This window comes from Picosynechococcus sp. PCC 11901, from assembly GCF_005577135.1.
GTDB lineage: Bacteria > Cyanobacteriota > Cyanobacteriia > Cyanobacteriales > MRBY01 > MRBY01.
The window spans coordinates 2,340,947-2,357,790 of the sequence record NZ_CP040360.1 but is presented as its reverse complement, the minus strand read 5'-3'; the positions used below and the strand labels follow the sequence as shown (position 1 = coordinate 2,357,790).

Here is a 16,844-nt window from a genome sequence, read left to right as displayed (position 1 = left end):
TCGTTAATAAAAGGACTGGGCTTGTTTTTTGTGGCGGTCCATCGTTATATATGTGAATGTGAGAAATTTCGCCTGGCGTTTTTCTCAACCATTGATACCAAAAGCCAGTCTTGTTTTTTGGTGCATTTAGTAAAGGGTAATGTGATCTTGTAATATTCGTTGACATTAGGGAGGCAGAGTCAGATGATGACAAACCATGCTGTACAACGGTTGGTGGAATTGGCCGAAGGCATTTACATCGAAACTGCGATCCCTAGGGAAAGTCATCCTGCGCTGCGGTCTGGCTTTGCGGGTTATCCCAGCAATCCCCGTTGGAATGTCCGCAAATATCAGGCTTGGAAACAGGGCAAACAATGGCGACAAGCTTTAGATAATGGGCAACTGGTGGTTGAAGAGCAGCACCTAGTCCCCGTGGTACAACCGGAATGCCAAGCCCCACCTCTCCCCAAGAAAACAACGCGAGATTGGCGATCGCCCCTCAAGAAATTAACCTTTTCGTTGAACTAGACTTTCGTGGATTGACGGGATGGGGTTACAGTAAAATCCTCACACTTTATCTGTCCTAAAATTCCCGTTGGCGATCGCCCTATGCATTGCGATTATTTGATCCAAATTTTAAATGCCCGCGTTTACGACGTAGCCCAAGAAACTCCCCTCGAAATGGCCCCCAATCTTTCGCGCCGCCTGCACAACCATGTGCTATTGAAGCGGGAGGATATGCAGTCGGTCTTTTCTTTTAAGCTGCGGGGCGCGTACAACAAGATGGCGCACCTAACCCCAGAGCAACTGCAATGTGGCGTGATCGCTGCCTCCGCCGGAAACCATGCCCAGGGGGTGGCCCTTGCCGCGACAAAGTTGGGCACGAGGGCAGTGATTGTAATGCCTGTGGTGACACCCCAGGTCAAGATCAATGCCGTTAAAGCCAGGGGTGGCGAGGTGATCCTGCATGGAAATGCCTATGATGATGCCTACGCCCACGCCCGCAAACTCTCGGAGGAACAGGGCTTAACGCTCATTCATCCCTTTGATGATCCCTATGTCATCGCTGGCCAGGGCACCATCGGCATGGAGATTTTACGCCAGTGCCAACAGCCCATCCACGCGATTTTTGTGGCGATTGGCGGCGGCGGATTAATTGCAGGCATTGCGGCCTATGTGAAGCGGGTGCGGCCGGAGATCAAAATTATTGGCGTCGAACCTGTGGATGCCGATGCTATGAAACAATCCCTTGCAACAGGGGAACGGGTGCAGTTATCCCAAGTGGGGTTGTTTGCCGATGGGGTGGCGGTGCGCTATGTCGGGGAAGAAACATTTCGCCTGTGCCAGGAATATGTCGATGAAATTATTCTGGTCTCCACCGATGATACCTGTGCGGCCATTAAAGATGTATTTGAGGACACCCGCTCTATTTTGGAGCCGGCTGGGGCATTGGCGATCGCCGGGATGAAAGCCTATGTGGAGCGGGAAGGCATTCAGGACGAAACCTTAGTGGCCGTTGCCTGTGGGGCCAATATGAACTTTGATCGCCTGCGGTTTGTGGCCGAGCGAGCCGAATTAGGGGAAGGGCGAGAAGCAATTTTTGCCGTGACAATCCCAGAACAACCGGGCAGTTTGCGGAAATTTTGCCGTTGCATGGGCGATCGCAATTTAACGGAATTCAACTATCGCATTGCCGATGAACAGGAAGCCCATATTTTTGTGGGGGTACAAATTGCTGACCGCAGTGAAATTAAGACCCTCGCCGAAACCTTCGAAGCGAATGGCTTTAAAACCCTCAATCTCACCGATGACGAACTGACGAAATTACACCTGCGTCACATGGTCGGTGGCCGCAGTCCCAAGGCAACCCATGAGTTGTTCTATCGCTTTGAGTTTCCTGAATATCCAGGGGCGTTGATGAAATTTGTCGATACCATGAGCCCCCATTGGAATATCAGTGGGTTTCACTATCGCAATAATGGTGCTGATTATGGAAGGATTGCGATCGCCGTCCAGGTGCCTCCGGCAGAAATGGACGATTGGCAAACGTTTCTCGACCAACTCGGCTATCGTTACTGGGACGAAAATCAAAATCCCGCCTACAAGCTCTTTTTGGGCTAAGGTTTTGTCCTACTCCCAAAGCACGGCAGCCCGCTCTTGAACCACACGTTGGTAAACCTGCTCCGTGGCGATCGCCAATTTTGCCCAATTAAAACGCCGGGGCAGATCCGCGTAGGCATTTTCTACGAGGATTTTGGCATATTCTGGGTGTTGTAAGACCTCCAAAATTCCCCAGGCGAGGGAACTGGCCACATTCGCATAGGTGACAATGCCCGTTTCGCCGTGGGTGACCACCTCCGGTAAGCCTCCCGTATTGGACACCACCACCGGGACTTTCGCCGCAAAACTTTCGAGGGCAACAATCCCAAACGGCTCATACAAACTAGGGAACACGGCACAATCGGCGATGGTTTGGAACTTATCTAAATCCTCGTCGGACATAAATCCCGTGAAATTACACTGTTCCCAGATGCCCAAATTCCAAGCCTGTTCCTTCAGGCGATCGCCATTGCCCCCCCCAATAATCACAAACCGGACTTTCCCCCGCATCACCTCCAGAATCCGAGGCGCCGCACTCAGGAGCACATTAATTCCTTTTTCGTAGGTTAAACGTCCCACATAATAGACAATTCGATGGTCATCGGGGGCAAACTGACGACGAAAAGACTGACGGTCAAAACTGACGGCATGTTGTTTTTTTTCTGGCCGAATCCCATTAAAAATCACATCCATTTTCGGCCAGGGGGTTTGCAAGGCCCGCTCCAGCTCATGGCGCATGTATTGACTACAAACGATCACCCGCCAGGCCTCGTGGGACAGCATTTTTTCCTTACGGGCGATGTAGCGGTGGGTGTCGGTGTGAATGCCATTGTGACGACCATATTCCGTGGCGTGAATGGTGGCCAATAGGGGAATTTTAAACTGATGTTTGAGGGCGATCGCCGCATCAGCGACTAACCAATCATGGCTATGGATCAATGCACAGGAGCCTGTTTTTTCTAAAAAAGCAGCACCATAGGCCAGCATTTCCCGGTTCATCGCCCCCACCCACTGGAAAAAATCAGGATGATCCGGCACGACGACCCGATGCACATGGATGCCCTCGACAATTTCATAGGCTGGTGCTAACCCTGTGGCCAAGGTCAACATATGCACTTCATGGCCCAGGCGGACAATTTCTGGATACAGTTCCCCCACATGGCGAGCAATTCCACCCACAACCCGGGGGGGAAACTCCCAACTGAGTACTAAGATGCGCATTATTCCATCTCCCTCACCGCTTGCAAAAATACCCTTTCTTTCCCCATTCATTTAATCCCTTAAAGAAATTTCACAGCTCGCCGAGTGGGTCTGAACAAACGCTCTTTTTTCCTTTACAATAGAGGTGGGCAAAAACTTTTGCGATAAAGAATGAAAGTTTTTGTTCACTCCTCACACCATACTTCGTCCGAATCGCCATAGTATTCGGGCGTTTTTTTTGTCAGTAATTTAACCAGATTGTTGCGCTCAAAGTTGCCGACTCTCCCTGGGATCAATCACATTTCTTGGTAGGGTTTGCTGCTGTCATATTCCCCTAAGCGATGGAGCATAGAAAAAGCTCGCTATATCCTAGCATTGGTTTTCCTTCAGTTTTCAAGAAAGCATCAAACGCAAAATTTTCTATCATTTTGCCTAAAGTTCCAGATGGGTCGGAGCCTTTATGCTAGAATCCCTAGGTATCCTTAGAAAAATCTTGTATAAATTAGGAATTTAGAGGCATGTCAAAAACTGCCGCAGTCACAGACGCAACCTTTCAAGAAGAAGTCCTCGAAAGTGACGTCCCTGTACTCGTCGACTTCTGGGCTCCTTGGTGTGGTCCCTGTCGTATGGTTGCTCCCGTCGTGGAGGAGATCGCCGAACAATACCAAGATCAAATCAAGGTGTTTAAGCTCAATACTGACGAAAACCCTGGTGTCGCCAGCGAATATGGTATTCGGAGCATCCCGACCTTGATGATTTTCAAAGGGGGCAAAAAGGTCAGCATGGTAGTCGGTGCTGTGCCCAAAACAACCCTCGCTGCTGCGATTGATAAAGAACTTTAAAAAAATTCTCTTAAGAACTTCAACGCACTCCTAGACAGCAACGGCATCATTTAACATCAGGCTTTTGCACTCAGCCCTAGTGTATTCCTAGGGTTTTTTAGTGTCTGGCTGGGTGGCGATCGCCTTGAGTTTTTGATAGGCATCGGAATTTGCCAACTCCGGTGGTGGCGAAAAGGTGGCAATGCCTAAACTTGGGGACGGTAGTGCTGAAGCGATAGAGGCTTCGGGGCGAGATTGTACAGGCGGAGTGGGGGCGACTTTGGTCGGCAGTTCGGCACAGATCAGGCTTTCAAATTCTCGATTGAACTGGACTTGGGGCTTTTCCCAGCGCTGCCAAACCCGCAGGATTGCCGTAACCGAAATTTTTTTATAGCGCCCCCGATATAGGGCTTCGAGGACAGCTAGACGAACCCAGGCGACGGGACTATGGGCACACCATTGCTCAATGGTGGCTGCAGCGGTCTGACCATTGAGTTCAAAGCCATAATATTCTAAGAGGGCAATCGTTTCGGCGATCGCCTGCTGTTCTGGGATGCTCTCCCCCATAGCAACTGTTCTCCTCTTGGTGACTGGTTTCTATCATCCCCTAAAGGTGAGGTTCACAACAATCTAAAGGTGAACATTTTGCTGTCAAATTTCTGAGCGGTTAACACGGTTACGCACTTTAGCAATGGTTTGGGGCAGTACCCCGACCAACTCAGCAAAAACATCATCGGACAGTTGGGCGGCTGTGTCGAGGTCAAACCAATTTTCAAACTGATTTAAAATAATTTGGGCCCGCTGTTCTGGTACGGGTTTGTCGGTGATCTGCTTCAGGAGTCGGACCCACTGCCGCCGAATGAGGTAGGCTTTTTCCCGCTCAGTACCGGGCGCTGGCACCAACAGGGACAGGGCCCCCACGGGAATTACCGATTCTACATCTTGATCAAAAACGCCACCAATGATCGCCCCTGGGCCAGCAAAATCGCCGTGGTAGGCTTTGCGCAAAATCAGTCCATTTTTACGGCGGGGGTTCACCATCAAAAGCTCTCCCTGCTTCAATTGGGCCAAAATTTCAAGATGGTCTATGGGAGAATTTGTCGTTGAGGGGGGAGTAGAGCCCATGGCAAAGGATAAAGAACAGTGGCGATCGCCACATCAGCGGCGGTGAACTAAGAAACAAAAAGACTTAGGGAGATAAACTCTTTTGGACAAAGAGACGGCGCGGCCGACGCAGGAGCCAAGCACTTAGGGGACGTTCTGCATATTTAATATCATACCCACAACTGAGATAGAGTTGTTTGGCAGCTTCATTATTTTCCAAAACATGGAGGGCCACACTGCCATAGTGCCAGTAACGAACTTGGGTTTCACAACGGGCCAAAAGTTTTCGGGCAATGCCCAGGCGACGGTATTGGGGATTTACTGCCAAATTAGAAATATAGGGGGCTTTGGCGGGGGCGATCGCCAGCGCATTTAAATAACGTACAGAGATTTCCACTGTGCCGACAATTTCCTGGGCTGTCGCCGTTTGCATTGCTGCCACAAAACAAGCGTGGTGCTCTTTGGTCTGTTTGAGACGATGGTGCAAATCTTCATAGACCCCCAGGCGCAGGAGAGGCGTCAGCCAGCCCCAAGTGCCTTGGTAGTGGTGGAAACTATGGGTCAAGACCGTTGCTAGGGCGCGGGCATCCTCCAGGGTAGCAGGCCGAATACTCAGGGTACTCTGGCTGAGGGCCACATCGACTGAGGATAGTTGCGGGATATTCCAAACAGAAGAAAGACGAGGATTCACCAAGCCTCCGGAAACAAGGGTAAAATTTTTCTAGAAAAACTTGAAACCACAAACCATTGTGCCAATTTTATGAATGGCTTGTCGAGGGATAGATTTTGCCAATCATCTGTAAGGCTCTAAATTTGTGGGCCACCATTCTGATCATGATGCCCACCGACAATCGGTAAACAAGTCTTGCATGAAGGGCGTTTGAGTAACGGAAGGCGAGCCGATGCCATCTTCAATGCACGTTTGAAAGCGGCACTGCATATTGTGAGGGAATCTTTACCATGGGACGAAAATCTAAACTAAAAAAACAGCGTAAAGCGATCGCCCAAAATCCATCCACTGCCAAGTCTCCATCACCCAAGGGGGATATCGAGACCCTGAATCAGCTTGGCTATGGCGAACACAATCGACTGCGATCGCCAGAAATTCCCGCCGATCGACCAGAACCCCAGTTATAAAGCTGTAATAAAAATCCCCCCTCGCCTGGAGGAGGGGGCAATTGATCACTCAACTACGGAATTAGGCGCGGTTCGCCTCATTAATTTCAGCCAAAATCTTGTCTGCTCCCTGGGCGATCGCCTTTTGGGCTAATTCAATGCCCAATTTCTCTGCATCGGCGCGGCTACCACTGACTTCATCGCGGATGAGGGTTTGGCCATCAAGGCTCGCAACCATCCCCACTAAGGTTAGGCGATCGCCTTCAATGGTTGTGTTGACCCCAATCGGTACTTGGCAGCCCCCCTCCAACTGACGCAGGAAAGAGCGTTCTGCATAACAGCGATCGCGGCTCTCGGCATGTTCGAGTACAGGCCGCAACAGACCCAAAATCTCCTCATCCCCATCCCGGCATTCGATACCCAAGGCCCCTTGGCCCACGGCATGGAGGGAAATATCATTAGAAATAATCTGGTGGATGCGATCGCCAAAATCAAGCCGTTGCAGACCCGCCGCCGCCAAAATAATCGCATCATACTCGCCCCGGTCTAACTTCGCTAGGCGCGTATTCACATTGCCGCGAATATCTTTAAATTCCAAATGGGGGAAGTGGTGCCGCAGTTGGGCCAGACGCCGTAGCGAAGAAGTGCCAATCACCGAACCGCTTGGGAGGGTTTCTAGCTTTTGATCCCGATGCTTTTCGTTAACCACCAGGGCATCCGCCGGGTCAACCCGTTCCGTGACACAGCCGAGCATCAACCCCTCAGGCAAATTCGTGGGCAAATCCTTCAGGGAATGCACCGCAAAATCCGTCTCTCCCTTGAGCATGCCGTCTTCGAGTTCCTGGGTAAATAGCCCCTTATCGCCAATTTTCGAGAGGGCCACATCCAGCACCTTATCCCCTTGGGTTTCCATGGTTTGGACTTCAAAGGTAATCTCTGGGTAAGCCTTTTGGAGCTCATCCCGTACCCAATAGGTTTGGACTAAAGCAAGTTGGCTTTTGCGGGAGCCAATCCGCACAGTGCGTTTTGAAGGGGTCTCAGCGGTCATATCAATTCGGATTTATAAAAATGATCTTAAAATTTTGACTCAAACTAGGGTATCGCGTTGTCCGTCCCTAATCGCAGAATTTTTTCTGAGAACAGCCGGAAATGTTACAACTGTTCACGAAATCTCCAAAAATCAGAGTCCCAATCCTAGGGCACGAGGCGGACAAATTTCTTTTTCCCCACCCGGAGCACCTTATCTACTAATTGCTCCGGCTTCTCAAAGGCGAGATTCATGTCCGTGATCCGCTCATCATCGAGGCGAACTGCGCCCCCTTTAATTTGGCGACGACCATCCCCACTGCTGGAACACAGGCCAGAAGCCCCCAAAATATAAAACAGAGGCGAGGGGAATTCCACTGCGCCCAGGGAAAATTCGGGAATATTGGCAGCGGCAACATCCTGTACAGCTTTCTCCGCATCTACCGCCGCTTCAGACCCATGGAACTGGGTAACAATGTCCCGGGCCAGGAGTTTTTGTTGGTCACGGGGATTTGTCGGCAAGGTTTGCAGGTCTTGGTTAGTGAGCAGTTCAAAATAGTCCTTCAGCAAGCTATCGGGGGTATTCTGCAACTTTTGGTACATGGTGTGGTGATTGTCCTTGAGGCCCACATAGTTATTGAGACTTTTGGACATTTTTTCTTTGCCATCGGTACCGATCAAGATAGGCAGCAATAGGCCGAATTGGGGCTTTTTCCCAAAGTGTCGCTGGAGATCCCGCCCCACGGCAATATTAAATTTTTGGTCAGTGCCCCCAAGTTCTACATCCGCATCCACGGCCACCGAGTCATAGCCCTGCATTAGGGGATAGAGAAACTCATGGATATAAATCGGGTTTTCGCTTTGGTAACGTTTGGCAAAGCCTTCTTTAGCGAGCATTTGCTGCACCGTCATTGTCGCCAGCAGTGCTTGGATTTTGGCTAAATCTAAATCCTTGAGCCATTCGGAGTTATAGCGAATTTCGAGGCGGCCTGGGGTCTCAAAATCGAGGATTGGTCGCAGTTGCTCTAGATAAGTTTCGGCATTTTGTTGCACGTCGGCGGCACTGAGCTGTTTGCGCACTTCTGATTTGCCGGTGGGGTCGCCAATCTGGGCGGTAAAGTCGCCAATAATCACCACTGCGGTGTGGCCAGCGTCTTGGAATGCACGCAGTTTACGGAACGGAATACTATGGCCGAGGTGGAGATCTGAACCCGTCGGATCAATGCCTAATTTGACCCTCAAGGGGCGATCGCCTGTCTGGAGAACCTGGGCTAAATTTTCTTCAGGATTATCCGGAAAAATTTCGCTAGTGCCACGGGTTAGCCACTCAAGATTCGCAGACATATTCACAGGGGATTTTGTTAACTCAATTGTGGAAATTTAAACCTGCCTATTGTGCCATATTCTGCCGAGATTATTGAATGCAGCCAAGCGATAAGCTGCCTATTCTGGGGTTGCGGTTGTGGCTTCAGGATTTTCGGCCTTTTCCTTCAATTCAAAATAAGCAGCCATCACATCGCGCACCATCGGCCCAGCCACAGAACCACCACCACCACCGGAATGTTCTGCAAAGGCGACGACAACGATCTCTGCCTCGTCATAGGGAGCAAAGGCACCGAACCAAGCATGGTTTTCCCGGGGGGGAGCTTCAGCCGTGCCACTTTTTCCCGCTGCCGTCGGAATCCCAGGAATATTGAGCACTGTACCAGTACCGTTAGTGACCACGGCCCGCAAGCCTTGGCGAATAGTTTCTAGGGTACTGGGGGCCATGTTGAGGGACGTTTTCACCGGAGTATCGGTTTGGACGAGATGGGGTTGCACTAAATAGCCGCCATTCGCTGTCACCGCAAACATCTGGGCCACCTGTAGAGGGGTTGCCAACGTTAAGCCTTGACCGATGGACATATTTACAGTGTCTCCCACATTCCAGGGGCGATCGAGGCGCTCTTGGGTCCAATCATCATCCGGAATTAGACCGCTAGTTTCTTCGTTGAGTTCAATGCCAGTGGGTGAACCAAAGCCAAAGCGGCGCGACCAATCAATTAGGGTTTCACCGCCAACACCCCGCCCCACCTGGCCAAAAAAGGTGTTACTGCTCCAGGCCATTGCTTTCACGTAGCCAGCGGCCCCAAAACCAGCCCGGTTCCACTCATAGAAACGAACCCCGGCAGCGGCGAGGTAAGGACTGGTGCTCAACACTGTGTTGGCTGGATATTTGCCGGATTCCATCCCGGCGGCGGCGGTCACAACTTTAAAAGTCGATGCTGGCGGAAACCCACGAATGGCACGGTTAATAAAGGGATCGCCCTGGGCAGTGACCGCGGCCCATTTTTCGGGGGAAATACGATCGGAGAAGATATTCGGATCAAAGTTAGGGTAACTCGCCATCGCCAAGACATCGCCATTGCGCGGATCGAGAGCAACGATCGCCCCTTTGCGTCGTCCCAAAACCCTCTGGGCAACCTTTTGAAGTTCAGCATCTAGGGTAAGACGCAGATCTTCCCCGGCCTGGGCTGGTTTTTCTCCCAGGATTTTCACAAACCGACCATCGCGGTCCACTTGAATTTCTTGGCCGCCCCATTCCCCACGCAGACGGGATTCTAGGGACGCTTCTAGACCTAATTTACCGATGTAATCCTGGAGGCGATAGCCTTCTGCTTGGCGGGTCTCAAATTCTTCGGGGGTTAATTCTCTCGTGTAACCGAGGACATGGGAGGCCGTATCTCCTTCGGGATAATAACGCACCGGTTCGATAATCACCTCTACTCCGGCAAGGGTCTGGTGATGTTCTTCGATGGCGGTAACTTGGGCAAGGGTCAAATTGCGGGCGATCGCCAAGGGTTCAGTGGCATAAATATCTTGGGATTCTAGGCGCTTTTCAATTTCGGCGGGGGCGATGCCTACCAACTGGGAGAGCAATTGTTTCGTTTTTGGCCAATCGGGTCTCGTGCGGGCTACGGGCCACACATAGACGGCATGGGCAAGTTTTGTGGTGGCCAGCACCTTGCCATGGCGGTCAAACATATTGCCCCGGATCGGTGGTTTGGGGGCAATGCGGACGCTATTATTCCGGGCCGTTTGTCGCAGTTCATCTCCCTTAACGAGTTGCAAAAAAGCCAAACGGGAACCAATGCCGCCCAGGAGTGCCAAGCTAACGGCAAACATAATTCCCCAGGGACGAACACCCCGGCCAACGGTGCGACCCGATTCTTTGCGTGAGGCTTTTGCAAGGGGAGAAATGAGGGTCATGGGTGCCTAGGAAAAAAGGAAAATTGATTCTAATTTTAGCGTGCGCATTTGGCTTTTTAGGTCAAGATGAAACTGAGCAGGACTAAGCCCAGGTTGATCAGATAAAAAGCACCAACAATCTGGGTTTCAGGCCAGCCACTGAGTTCTAGGTGATGATGAATCGGGGCCATTTTGAGGAGTCGTTTCCCTTGACCGGTTTCGTCTTTGGTGGCTTTGTAATAACTGACCTGGGCAATGACAGAGACGGCTTCAATACAAAAAATGCCACTGATAATCAGCAGGCCCCAAATGTTGCCGCTCAAAATTCCCGCTGCGGCCAAACCTCCCCCCAGGGCGAGGGAACCGGTATCCCCCATGAAAACTTTTGCGGGATTGCGGTTGTGGTAAATAAAACCGAGACAAGCCCCACTCAAGCAAGCGCAGAGTAAGCTCAGGCCAGGATGTGCGGGTAAAGCGAGGGCACCCACACCAAGGAAGGCGATCGCCCCTGTGCCCCCGGCCAGCCCATCGACACCATCGGTGAGGTTCGTGGCATTACTTTCGGCGACCATGGCAAAGCCAGCCAAGGCCCAAAAGAAAACACCGAGGGGTAAACTCAGTCCCGCAAAAAAGGTAATTGTCGTCAGTTCCGGGGCGGTGAGGGCAAGCCAAATACAAAACACCACGGCGATCGCAATTTGCAGGATCAGTTTCATCCGGGGAGAAATGCCTTTATTGGACTTGAGACGCAGCACTTGCCAATCGTCTACCCAACCGATGACACCGTAGGCGAGGGTCACGAGGGCCACGGCGATCGCCTCTGGATCGAACCCCGCAAAGATCACCCCAGCAATTAGACCAACAGGCAGAAAAATGAGGCCACCCATGGTGGGAGTTCCCGCTTTTTTGAGGTGAGCCTGGGGGCCTTCTTCGCGAATAATTTGACCCGTTTTCAGCCGCCGCAATAGGGGCACGATCCACACCCCAAAGATCCCAGTCACAATCGCCGAGACCAAAACCGGAATCCACAGGGGCAAAATATTGCTAGGGTTCAGTTGGGGCTGATGGCTAATCAACACAGCGAGGCCCACGAGCAGGGCGCTCAAGAGACCTAACAGTTGGGTGCCAGAGGGTTTCTGAAAAAAGAGGGGCAGTGACGATTTGCTTTCCACGGGGTTATTTGGCGTTGATCAAACTCCCCAAAAAGATAGCATCTCCCTGGCTCTATCTCGCTCTACTTAGGGGACTTTGTTTTGGTCGAGGAGTATGCCACAGTGAAAATTTCATCTAACTGTTATGGGGGCTAATCAAACCATGGCGATCGCCACAGAAAAAATTACCGTCGGTAACCTCACTTGGTTCTACCGCGAGACCGAAAAACAAGACAATGGCCGCCTGCCGATCCTCTTTCTCCATGGACTGCCCGCCCACAGTTACGGTTGGCGCGGTGTGCTGGAACGTTTAGGGGCCGCAAATTTTCACTGTATTGCCCCGGATTGGCCTGGATCTGGTTTTTCGAGCTACCCCAGCAGTCGGGAGTTTTCCTACCGAGCCGAGGCGTTTCAAGGGGCGTTAAAGGACTTCCTTAATGCTTTAAAAATTGAGCGTTGCCACATTGTCACCCAGGGATTTCTCGGCCATGTGGGGGTTTTATTTGCCCTCAACGAACCAGAAATTTGCGATCGCCTGGTAATTCTCAATAGCCCAATCCTGCCGGGGAGTAAACTGCCCTGGGTGATGCAGCAGTGGGGGCTACCTCTCGCTGGGGAGATGCTCACCCAGGATCCACTGTTGGTAGACCGCACCCTCGAAAAAGGCAGTGGCTTCGTGATTGGTGATAGCGACCTCGCCACCTACCGCAAACCCTACAAAACCAGTTCTGCTGTGGGTCGTGCCCTGATGACGACGGTGCGTCGCTTTGAGTTAGCCAAAGTTTTGCCGGACTTGGGCGATCGCCTCAAAAATCGGCCTGCGCCGACCCTATTTCTTTGGGGGACTCAGGATCCTTGGTTAGACAATGGCCAGATTGAAAACTGGGTCAAAACAGAAACCGCCCACCGATGGGAAGCCTTGCCCGAAGCGAAACATTATCCCCAGGAGCATTTTCCGGAGGCGATCGCCCCTGTATTGAGTGAATTTCTTGCTTAGAAAACTAGGGGGGCCATAAAAAAATATGAATGGCACCAGCAGAAAACCTAATCTCAGTCCTAGTTTGTGAGATGATGTTGGCAATTGAAAACCTGATAACGTCATTAAGCTTTAATACATAACCATGATGCTACGTTTGCGGTCAGTTTTGTCCTTGCTGTTGGTGGTCATCACCACTTTTCTCGTCAGTTGCTCTAGCCCTGCGGTCAAAGTACCTGATACCTACACCCCCGACCGGATTTCCCAAATCCAAACCTATATGGTGCCTGTTAGCGAAGCCCGCGAAGGCATGGAGACCCTTGGGGAATTTGTTCAAGCCGATAACTGGGTAGATACACGCACCTATATTCACGGGCCTTTCGGGTTCCTACGTCGTGATCTGACCTATCTTGCGAATACCCTGCTGCCGAATGACCAAAAAGCAGCTAAGGATCTCATCGATGAAATCTTTGCTCATTTAGAACGTCTAGATGTTGCGGCCCAAGCCCGGAACGCAACTGCGACCACAACGGAATATAGAAATGCCCTTGCGGATTTTGATGCTTTCTTACAGTTGATCCCAGGTGATGCTGAAGCAAGCTAATTAAAATTTATTGGTTTAAAAAATTCCTTGTAAAAGTGATGAGGCGGTCAGGCGATCGCCTTTTTTTATTACCTACTTTTTTTCAATAAATTAACCTGTTGTCTCACAAGAACTGGCGGAAACTGTGCCTGAAATATCACCAACATAAATCCCTTTACGAATCACGCCAATCCCATTGGAAATAATTAAACAACGTTGGTATTGAGACTGGGTATCCGCCAGGACAATAGTGCGCAGCGGACTGGTGTTACCTCGGTAATTAAAGTTAATCGCTTGGCTATTGGCATTGTTATATTTGATCACAACATTCTCAAGCACCACATCTTCCGTTACCCGACAGTCAGAGGACACTTTTGCATTTTCACTATTGTTAGTGGGCAAAATTACCCGACAAGTGCGACTTTGGCGAATGGCTTCCTGTTGAGTCCGTTGTAACAAACCCTGCAAAGCCGTAAAGTCTTGTCTTGCGCCTGCCCGTGCCAAAAAACCGAGGAGTGCAGGTGTTGCAATTCCTGCCATAATACCGACTAATAGCAGCACTCCTAACATTTCAAAGAGAGTGAAACCTTGGGTTTTAAGAGAAATTTCAACTTTGGGTAGTCCAAACAGCATGACACATGTAAATTTTATGGAACATCACTCACTGTGGAATTGTTCGACATACAGTATTACTTTCTAGGCTCATATCCAGTGGGTTAGTGCTTGTTGTCGTTCTTTTGGCCTGAACCTGAAAACAATAAGTATCTCCTTTTTTGACTCCATTTTTGCTTACTTTCCCACTTGTGCTTATAAAGTTAGACTGATCAAGAGTTGTCGAACAATTAGATCCCTTACAAGAGTAAATGTCGTAGGCGGTGCCCCCAGCCACTGCATTCCAAAAAACTGTAAAGTCATAATTGTTACCATTAGGGTTCGCAAATGTAACTGATGTGATGCTAGGCATTGATAAACCATTTTGTGTTCCGCAAACTTGGTTACTCGCAGGACTAACGATTGAGTTTTTAGTCGCTTTAACCGCAAAACACCATTGATTACCACCACTAGGATCACTACTCGGTGTAAACAAAAGATTGGTGGGATTGGTGAGATTCGTTGTACTTCCTGATAATGGATCACAACTTAACCCTTGACAGCTAAACACCCGATAACCTGTTGCTCCAGTCACAGCTGGCCAGTTAATCGTTGGCTTAATGTCAGAAGGGGTGTTTGTCCGGCTAATTACAGGTGCCGCTAGACTGGTTTCGAGGGTTGTACAGGTTTGACGACTGGTGGTTTGGGTACCGTCAGTCACGTCAATGGCGTAACAAATGTTAGTTCCTTCAGCAATGCCAGAAACACTATCAGTGAAACTACCGCTACCCGTACTTTGTGTCGGTTTGGTGTCTACCTCTGTGGTGGGTGTACAGTTTTCTCCAGTACAACGTTTCAGAGAAAGATTGTAGGTTGGTGATGCCGTACTTCCCCCTGTAATCGAACTCCAAGCAATATTAGCCGCCGCCGCACTCGGATCGATGGTAACAACGAGGCCACTCAGCAGCAGGGGATCAATTTTTGTTGCACATACTGTTTCTGTTTGGTCTGTTGCGCCGTCCGCATCACTGACTTGAACTGCGTAACAAACATTCCGACCTCTAGCAATGCCACTGACACTATTTGCATGTACCGAAGTAATATCAGAAGTCAGCAAGCTGGGCGTGCAGCTACTGTTGGTTGTATCGCACCGATAGAGATTGTAAGTATAGCCTGGAGTACCGCCTGTCGCATTAGGCCAGGTGATGTCCATCTCGGCACTACTAACATCAAGGGCCACTGTTAGAGAATCCGGCGCGGTAAGGGGCGCATCTTTAACTAGACATTCTGTTGCGCCAATCTTGGTGCCGCCACTGCTGTCTGTCACTTGCACGGCGTAGCAGATTTTACTACCACTGGTAACCGCTGCAATATTATCTCCAGAGAAACTTTTATCTTGGGTCGCTAAATTGAGAGGTGTGGTCGGAGTACAGTCTGGAAGATTAATAATACCAAGTATAGACGGGCTGACACAGCGCAATAGATCGTAAGTATAGGGATAGTCACCACCAGAGGCACTCAACCAAGTTAAATCAACGGTATTATCTGCTTGTTCCGTAATGGTTTTAATCGGTGGTGCAGAGAGGGGTTGCCCCTTGATGATGCATTTCGGGTCACTCTGGGCTTCGCCACCTGCTTGATCTTTGACAACGACGGCATAGCAAATTTTTTGACCATCGCTGATCCCCGTCACAATATCAGGGAAGTAGAAAGTATCTGCAAGTTCTGGATCGCGCACCAATGTTGTGGGGTCACAATCGTCTGCATTTCCTGCAACGTCGCAACGATATAGACCATAGACATAGTTGGGATCACCACCAGAAGCGGCTCGCCATTCAAGGCCCACTTCTCCTTGGGATTCCCAAATATCTTCAATTTGCGGCGGGATCAGTTCGTCAACAATTTCAACACAAACAGGATTACTCGTGCCAATGTCTCCTTCTGCATCCGTGACTTTGACAGCATAACAAACGGTATTTCCCTGGGATAAGCTGGAAATATTATCGGTGTAGGTTGTGGTTGTTAAGCTACTCGCAACAGTATCGGAAGTGGCAATATCAATGGCGCAGGTGTCTGGCCCTTCGCTACAACGATAAAGGGTATAGGAATAGGGTTGTGTCCCTCCGAGGGCTTCACTCCAGTTAACGGTTGCGGTCGTCAAATCACTACTTAAGGTCACTGAAGTAATGGAAGGATTTTTCAGAAAGCCTCCTTCTGGACTGAGACTCCGGGCAAAAGCAGCACTATTAACACTCAAAACTTCAGATGTATTATTGCTACCATCAAAGTCATTCACTTCACCGTAGAGTGCTAGATCGACTTTAAAAACATCATTGCCCGTTGCGGATGTACCTACTTCTAAGCACGCTCGGAAACCAGCATTGCCAATCGCAGTTCCAGAGGCGCAATCAATGGTAAGACTCGTGTTTTCAGAAATAGCATCAACGAGAACTGTCCAGTTACTAGGGTCATCACCTGTTCTATAATCTCGTCGCCGCAGCACCATCGGCCCGACCCAAGGGGAATTCGCATCTTTTTCTGCGATCGAATATTCAATGGTTCGCGAACTAGCATTATCCCCTGTGGTTGGAAAATATTCTAAAACCAGGGTGTCATTGGGGGTGTCGTCATCTGTGGTGGCAACGGAAAGAAAACGCGATCGCCGGACGTCTTCTGTGATGTAATCAATGGCGCGGTTAAGTTGAGAACGGCGCTGGGTCCGGGCTTCGGTGCGATTGCTGGCATTGAGAGTAGCAACCAGGGCAGTGCCAAGACCGGCAGCCACGATCCCACTCAGGGTGATCGCCAGGAGCACTTCTGTAACAGTAAAGCCTCGGCTACCTTGTGAGGTCGATCGTCTATTGAGCAAATTAAAATAATATTTTAGGAGCCAACGTCTCATCGTTTTGCAGGCCTCAAACCGGTAGCAAGATAAAATGCCATAATCACACCTCAATGATACCCAAAAA

16 protein-coding genes are annotated in these 16,844 nt (G+C 50.1%); 6 read left to right on the top strand and 10 right to left on the bottom strand.

Annotated features, from left to right (window positions below; genetic code table 11):
• Positions 1–183: 183 nt before the first annotated feature.
• Positions 184–507 carry a hypothetical protein gene (locus FEK30_RS12370; RefSeq protein WP_012307230.1) on the top strand — a complete coding sequence of 108 codons (324 nt, stop codon included), beginning with the start codon at positions 184–186 and terminating at the stop codon, positions 505–507.
• Between the two features lie 81 nt (positions 508–588).
• Positions 589–2,100, top strand: coding sequence for a threonine ammonia-lyase, biosynthetic (ilvA, locus tag FEK30_RS12365; RefSeq protein WP_065716511.1), 1,512 nt, complete (start codon positions 589–591; stop codon positions 2,098–2,100).
• A gap of 9 nt (positions 2,101–2,109) precedes the next feature.
• On the opposite strand, the gene FEK30_RS12360 is transcribed toward ilvA, so the two are convergent.
• Complete coding sequence (locus tag FEK30_RS12360) at positions 2,110–3,300, bottom strand: glycosyltransferase family 4 protein (protein WP_065710775.1); 1,191 nt, start codon at positions 3,298–3,300, stop codon at positions 2,110–2,112.
• A gap of 497 nt (positions 3,301–3,797) precedes the next feature.
• Here FEK30_RS12360 and trxA point away from each other — a divergent pair, with 497 nt between their 5' ends.
• Positions 3,798–4,121 carry a thioredoxin gene (trxA, locus tag FEK30_RS12355; RefSeq protein WP_012307227.1) on the top strand — a complete coding sequence of 108 codons (324 nt, stop codon included), beginning with the start codon at positions 3,798–3,800 and terminating at the stop codon, positions 4,119–4,121.
• Positions 4,122–4,208: 87 nt separating this feature from the next.
• On the opposite strand, the gene FEK30_RS12350 is transcribed toward trxA, so the two are convergent.
• The 3 genes from FEK30_RS12350 to FEK30_RS12340 form a co-directional block, all read right to left on the bottom strand.
• A complete protein-coding gene (locus FEK30_RS12350) occupies positions 4,209–4,667 on the bottom strand; it encodes a hypothetical protein (RefSeq protein ID WP_065710774.1) in 459 nt (152 codons plus the stop codon).
• A gap of 84 nt (positions 4,668–4,751) precedes the next feature.
• Positions 4,752–5,225 (bottom strand): hypothetical protein, encoded by a 474-nt coding sequence (locus tag FEK30_RS12345; RefSeq protein ID WP_030006998.1) that lies wholly within the window; start codon positions 5,223–5,225, stop codon positions 4,752–4,754.
• A 64-nt stretch (positions 5,226–5,289) separates the two neighbouring features.
• On the bottom strand, positions 5,290–5,895 hold the full coding sequence (locus FEK30_RS12340; RefSeq protein ID WP_041443511.1) for a GNAT family N-acetyltransferase: 606 nt from the start codon (positions 5,893–5,895) through the stop codon (positions 5,290–5,292).
• 269 nt (positions 5,896–6,164) lie between these two features.
• On the opposite strand from FEK30_RS12340, the gene FEK30_RS16780 reads away from it, so the two are divergent.
• Positions 6,165–6,341 (top strand): hypothetical protein, encoded by a 177-nt coding sequence (locus FEK30_RS16780; protein WP_168191149.1) that lies wholly within the window; start codon positions 6,165–6,167, stop codon positions 6,339–6,341.
• Between the two features lie 61 nt (positions 6,342–6,402).
• Here the strand turns inward: FEK30_RS16780 and hemC are convergent, their stop codons facing one another.
• From hemC to mraY, 4 genes are all read right to left on the bottom strand, one after another.
• Complete coding sequence (hemC, locus tag FEK30_RS12335) at positions 6,403–7,368, bottom strand: hydroxymethylbilane synthase (protein WP_138073348.1); 966 nt, start codon at positions 7,366–7,368, stop codon at positions 6,403–6,405.
• A 146-nt stretch (positions 7,369–7,514) separates the two neighbouring features.
• A complete protein-coding gene (tyrS, locus tag FEK30_RS12330) occupies positions 7,515–8,696 on the bottom strand; it encodes a tyrosine--tRNA ligase (RefSeq protein WP_315862693.1) in 1,182 nt (393 codons plus the stop codon).
• Between the two features lie 93 nt (positions 8,697–8,789).
• Positions 8,790–10,595 carry a penicillin-binding protein 2 gene (mrdA, locus tag FEK30_RS12325; RefSeq protein WP_138073347.1) on the bottom strand — a complete coding sequence of 602 codons (1,806 nt, stop codon included), beginning with the start codon at positions 10,593–10,595 and terminating at the stop codon, positions 8,790–8,792.
• Positions 10,596–10,651: 56 nt separating this feature from the next.
• Positions 10,652–11,746 (bottom strand): phospho-N-acetylmuramoyl-pentapeptide-transferase, encoded by a 1,095-nt coding sequence (mraY, locus tag FEK30_RS12320; RefSeq protein ID WP_138073346.1) that lies wholly within the window; start codon positions 11,744–11,746, stop codon positions 10,652–10,654.
• 124 nt (positions 11,747–11,870) lie between these two features.
• Here mraY and FEK30_RS12315 point away from each other — a divergent pair, with 124 nt between their 5' ends.
• Positions 11,871–12,722: an alpha/beta fold hydrolase gene (locus FEK30_RS12315; protein WP_255447882.1), complete on the top strand. Its 852-nt coding sequence runs from the start codon at positions 11,871–11,873 to the stop codon at positions 12,720–12,722.
• Between the two features lie 124 nt (positions 12,723–12,846).
• Entirely contained in the window at positions 12,847–13,305 is a 459-nt protein-coding gene (gene psbQ, locus FEK30_RS12310) for a photosystem II protein PsbQ (RefSeq protein ID WP_223209910.1), read from the top strand.
• Between the two features lie 90 nt (positions 13,306–13,395).
• On the opposite strand, the gene FEK30_RS12305 is transcribed toward psbQ, so the two are convergent.
• Together FEK30_RS12305 and FEK30_RS12300 are read right to left on the bottom strand one after the other, a co-directional pair.
• Positions 13,396–13,917, bottom strand: coding sequence for a GspH/FimT family pseudopilin (locus FEK30_RS12305; RefSeq protein WP_138073345.1), 522 nt, complete (start codon positions 13,915–13,917; stop codon positions 13,396–13,398).
• Positions 13,918–13,945: 28 nt separating this feature from the next.
• On the bottom strand, positions 13,946–16,777 hold the full coding sequence (locus FEK30_RS12300; RefSeq protein ID WP_138073344.1) for a prepilin-type N-terminal cleavage/methylation domain-containing protein: 2,832 nt from the start codon (positions 16,775–16,777) through the stop codon (positions 13,946–13,948).
• Between the last annotated feature and the right edge of the window lie 67 nt (positions 16,778–16,844).

Excerpts from the sequence above, each read along its gene's own strand:
- FEK30_RS12370 (WP_012307230.1), top strand. The coding sequence starts at position 184 with ATGATGACAAACCATGCTGTACAACGGTTGGTGGAATTGGCCGAAGGC.
- ilvA (WP_065716511.1), top strand. The coding sequence starts at position 589 with ATGCATTGCGATTATTTGATCCAAATTTTAAATGCCCGCGTTTACGAC.
- FEK30_RS12360 (WP_065710775.1), bottom strand. The coding sequence starts at position 3,300 with ATGCGCATCTTAGTACTCAGTTGGGAGTTTCCCCCCCGGGTTGTGGGT.
- trxA (WP_012307227.1), top strand. The coding sequence starts at position 3,798 with ATGTCAAAAACTGCCGCAGTCACAGACGCAACCTTTCAAGAAGAAGTC.
- FEK30_RS12350 (WP_065710774.1), bottom strand. The coding sequence starts at position 4,667 with ATGGGGGAGAGCATCCCAGAACAGCAGGCGATCGCCGAAACGATTGCC.
- FEK30_RS12345 (WP_030006998.1), bottom strand. The coding sequence starts at position 5,225 with ATGGGCTCTACTCCCCCCTCAACGACAAATTCTCCCATAGACCATCTT.
- FEK30_RS16780 (WP_168191149.1), top strand. The coding sequence starts at position 6,165 with ATGGGACGAAAATCTAAACTAAAAAAACAGCGTAAAGCGATCGCCCAA.
- hemC (WP_138073348.1), bottom strand. The coding sequence starts at position 7,368 with ATGACCGCTGAGACCCCTTCAAAACGCACTGTGCGGATTGGCTCCCGC.
- mrdA (WP_138073347.1), bottom strand. The coding sequence starts at position 10,595 with ATGACCCTCATTTCTCCCCTTGCAAAAGCCTCACGCAAAGAATCGGGT.
- FEK30_RS12315 (WP_255447882.1), top strand. The coding sequence starts at position 11,871 with ATGGGGGCTAATCAAACCATGGCGATCGCCACAGAAAAAATTACCGTC.
- psbQ (WP_223209910.1), top strand. The coding sequence starts at position 12,847 with ATGATGCTACGTTTGCGGTCAGTTTTGTCCTTGCTGTTGGTGGTCATC.
- FEK30_RS12305 (WP_138073345.1), bottom strand. The coding sequence starts at position 13,917 with ATGCTGTTTGGACTACCCAAAGTTGAAATTTCTCTTAAAACCCAAGGT.
- FEK30_RS12300 (WP_138073344.1), bottom strand. The coding sequence starts at position 16,777 with ATGAGACGTTGGCTCCTAAAATATTATTTTAATTTGCTCAATAGACGA.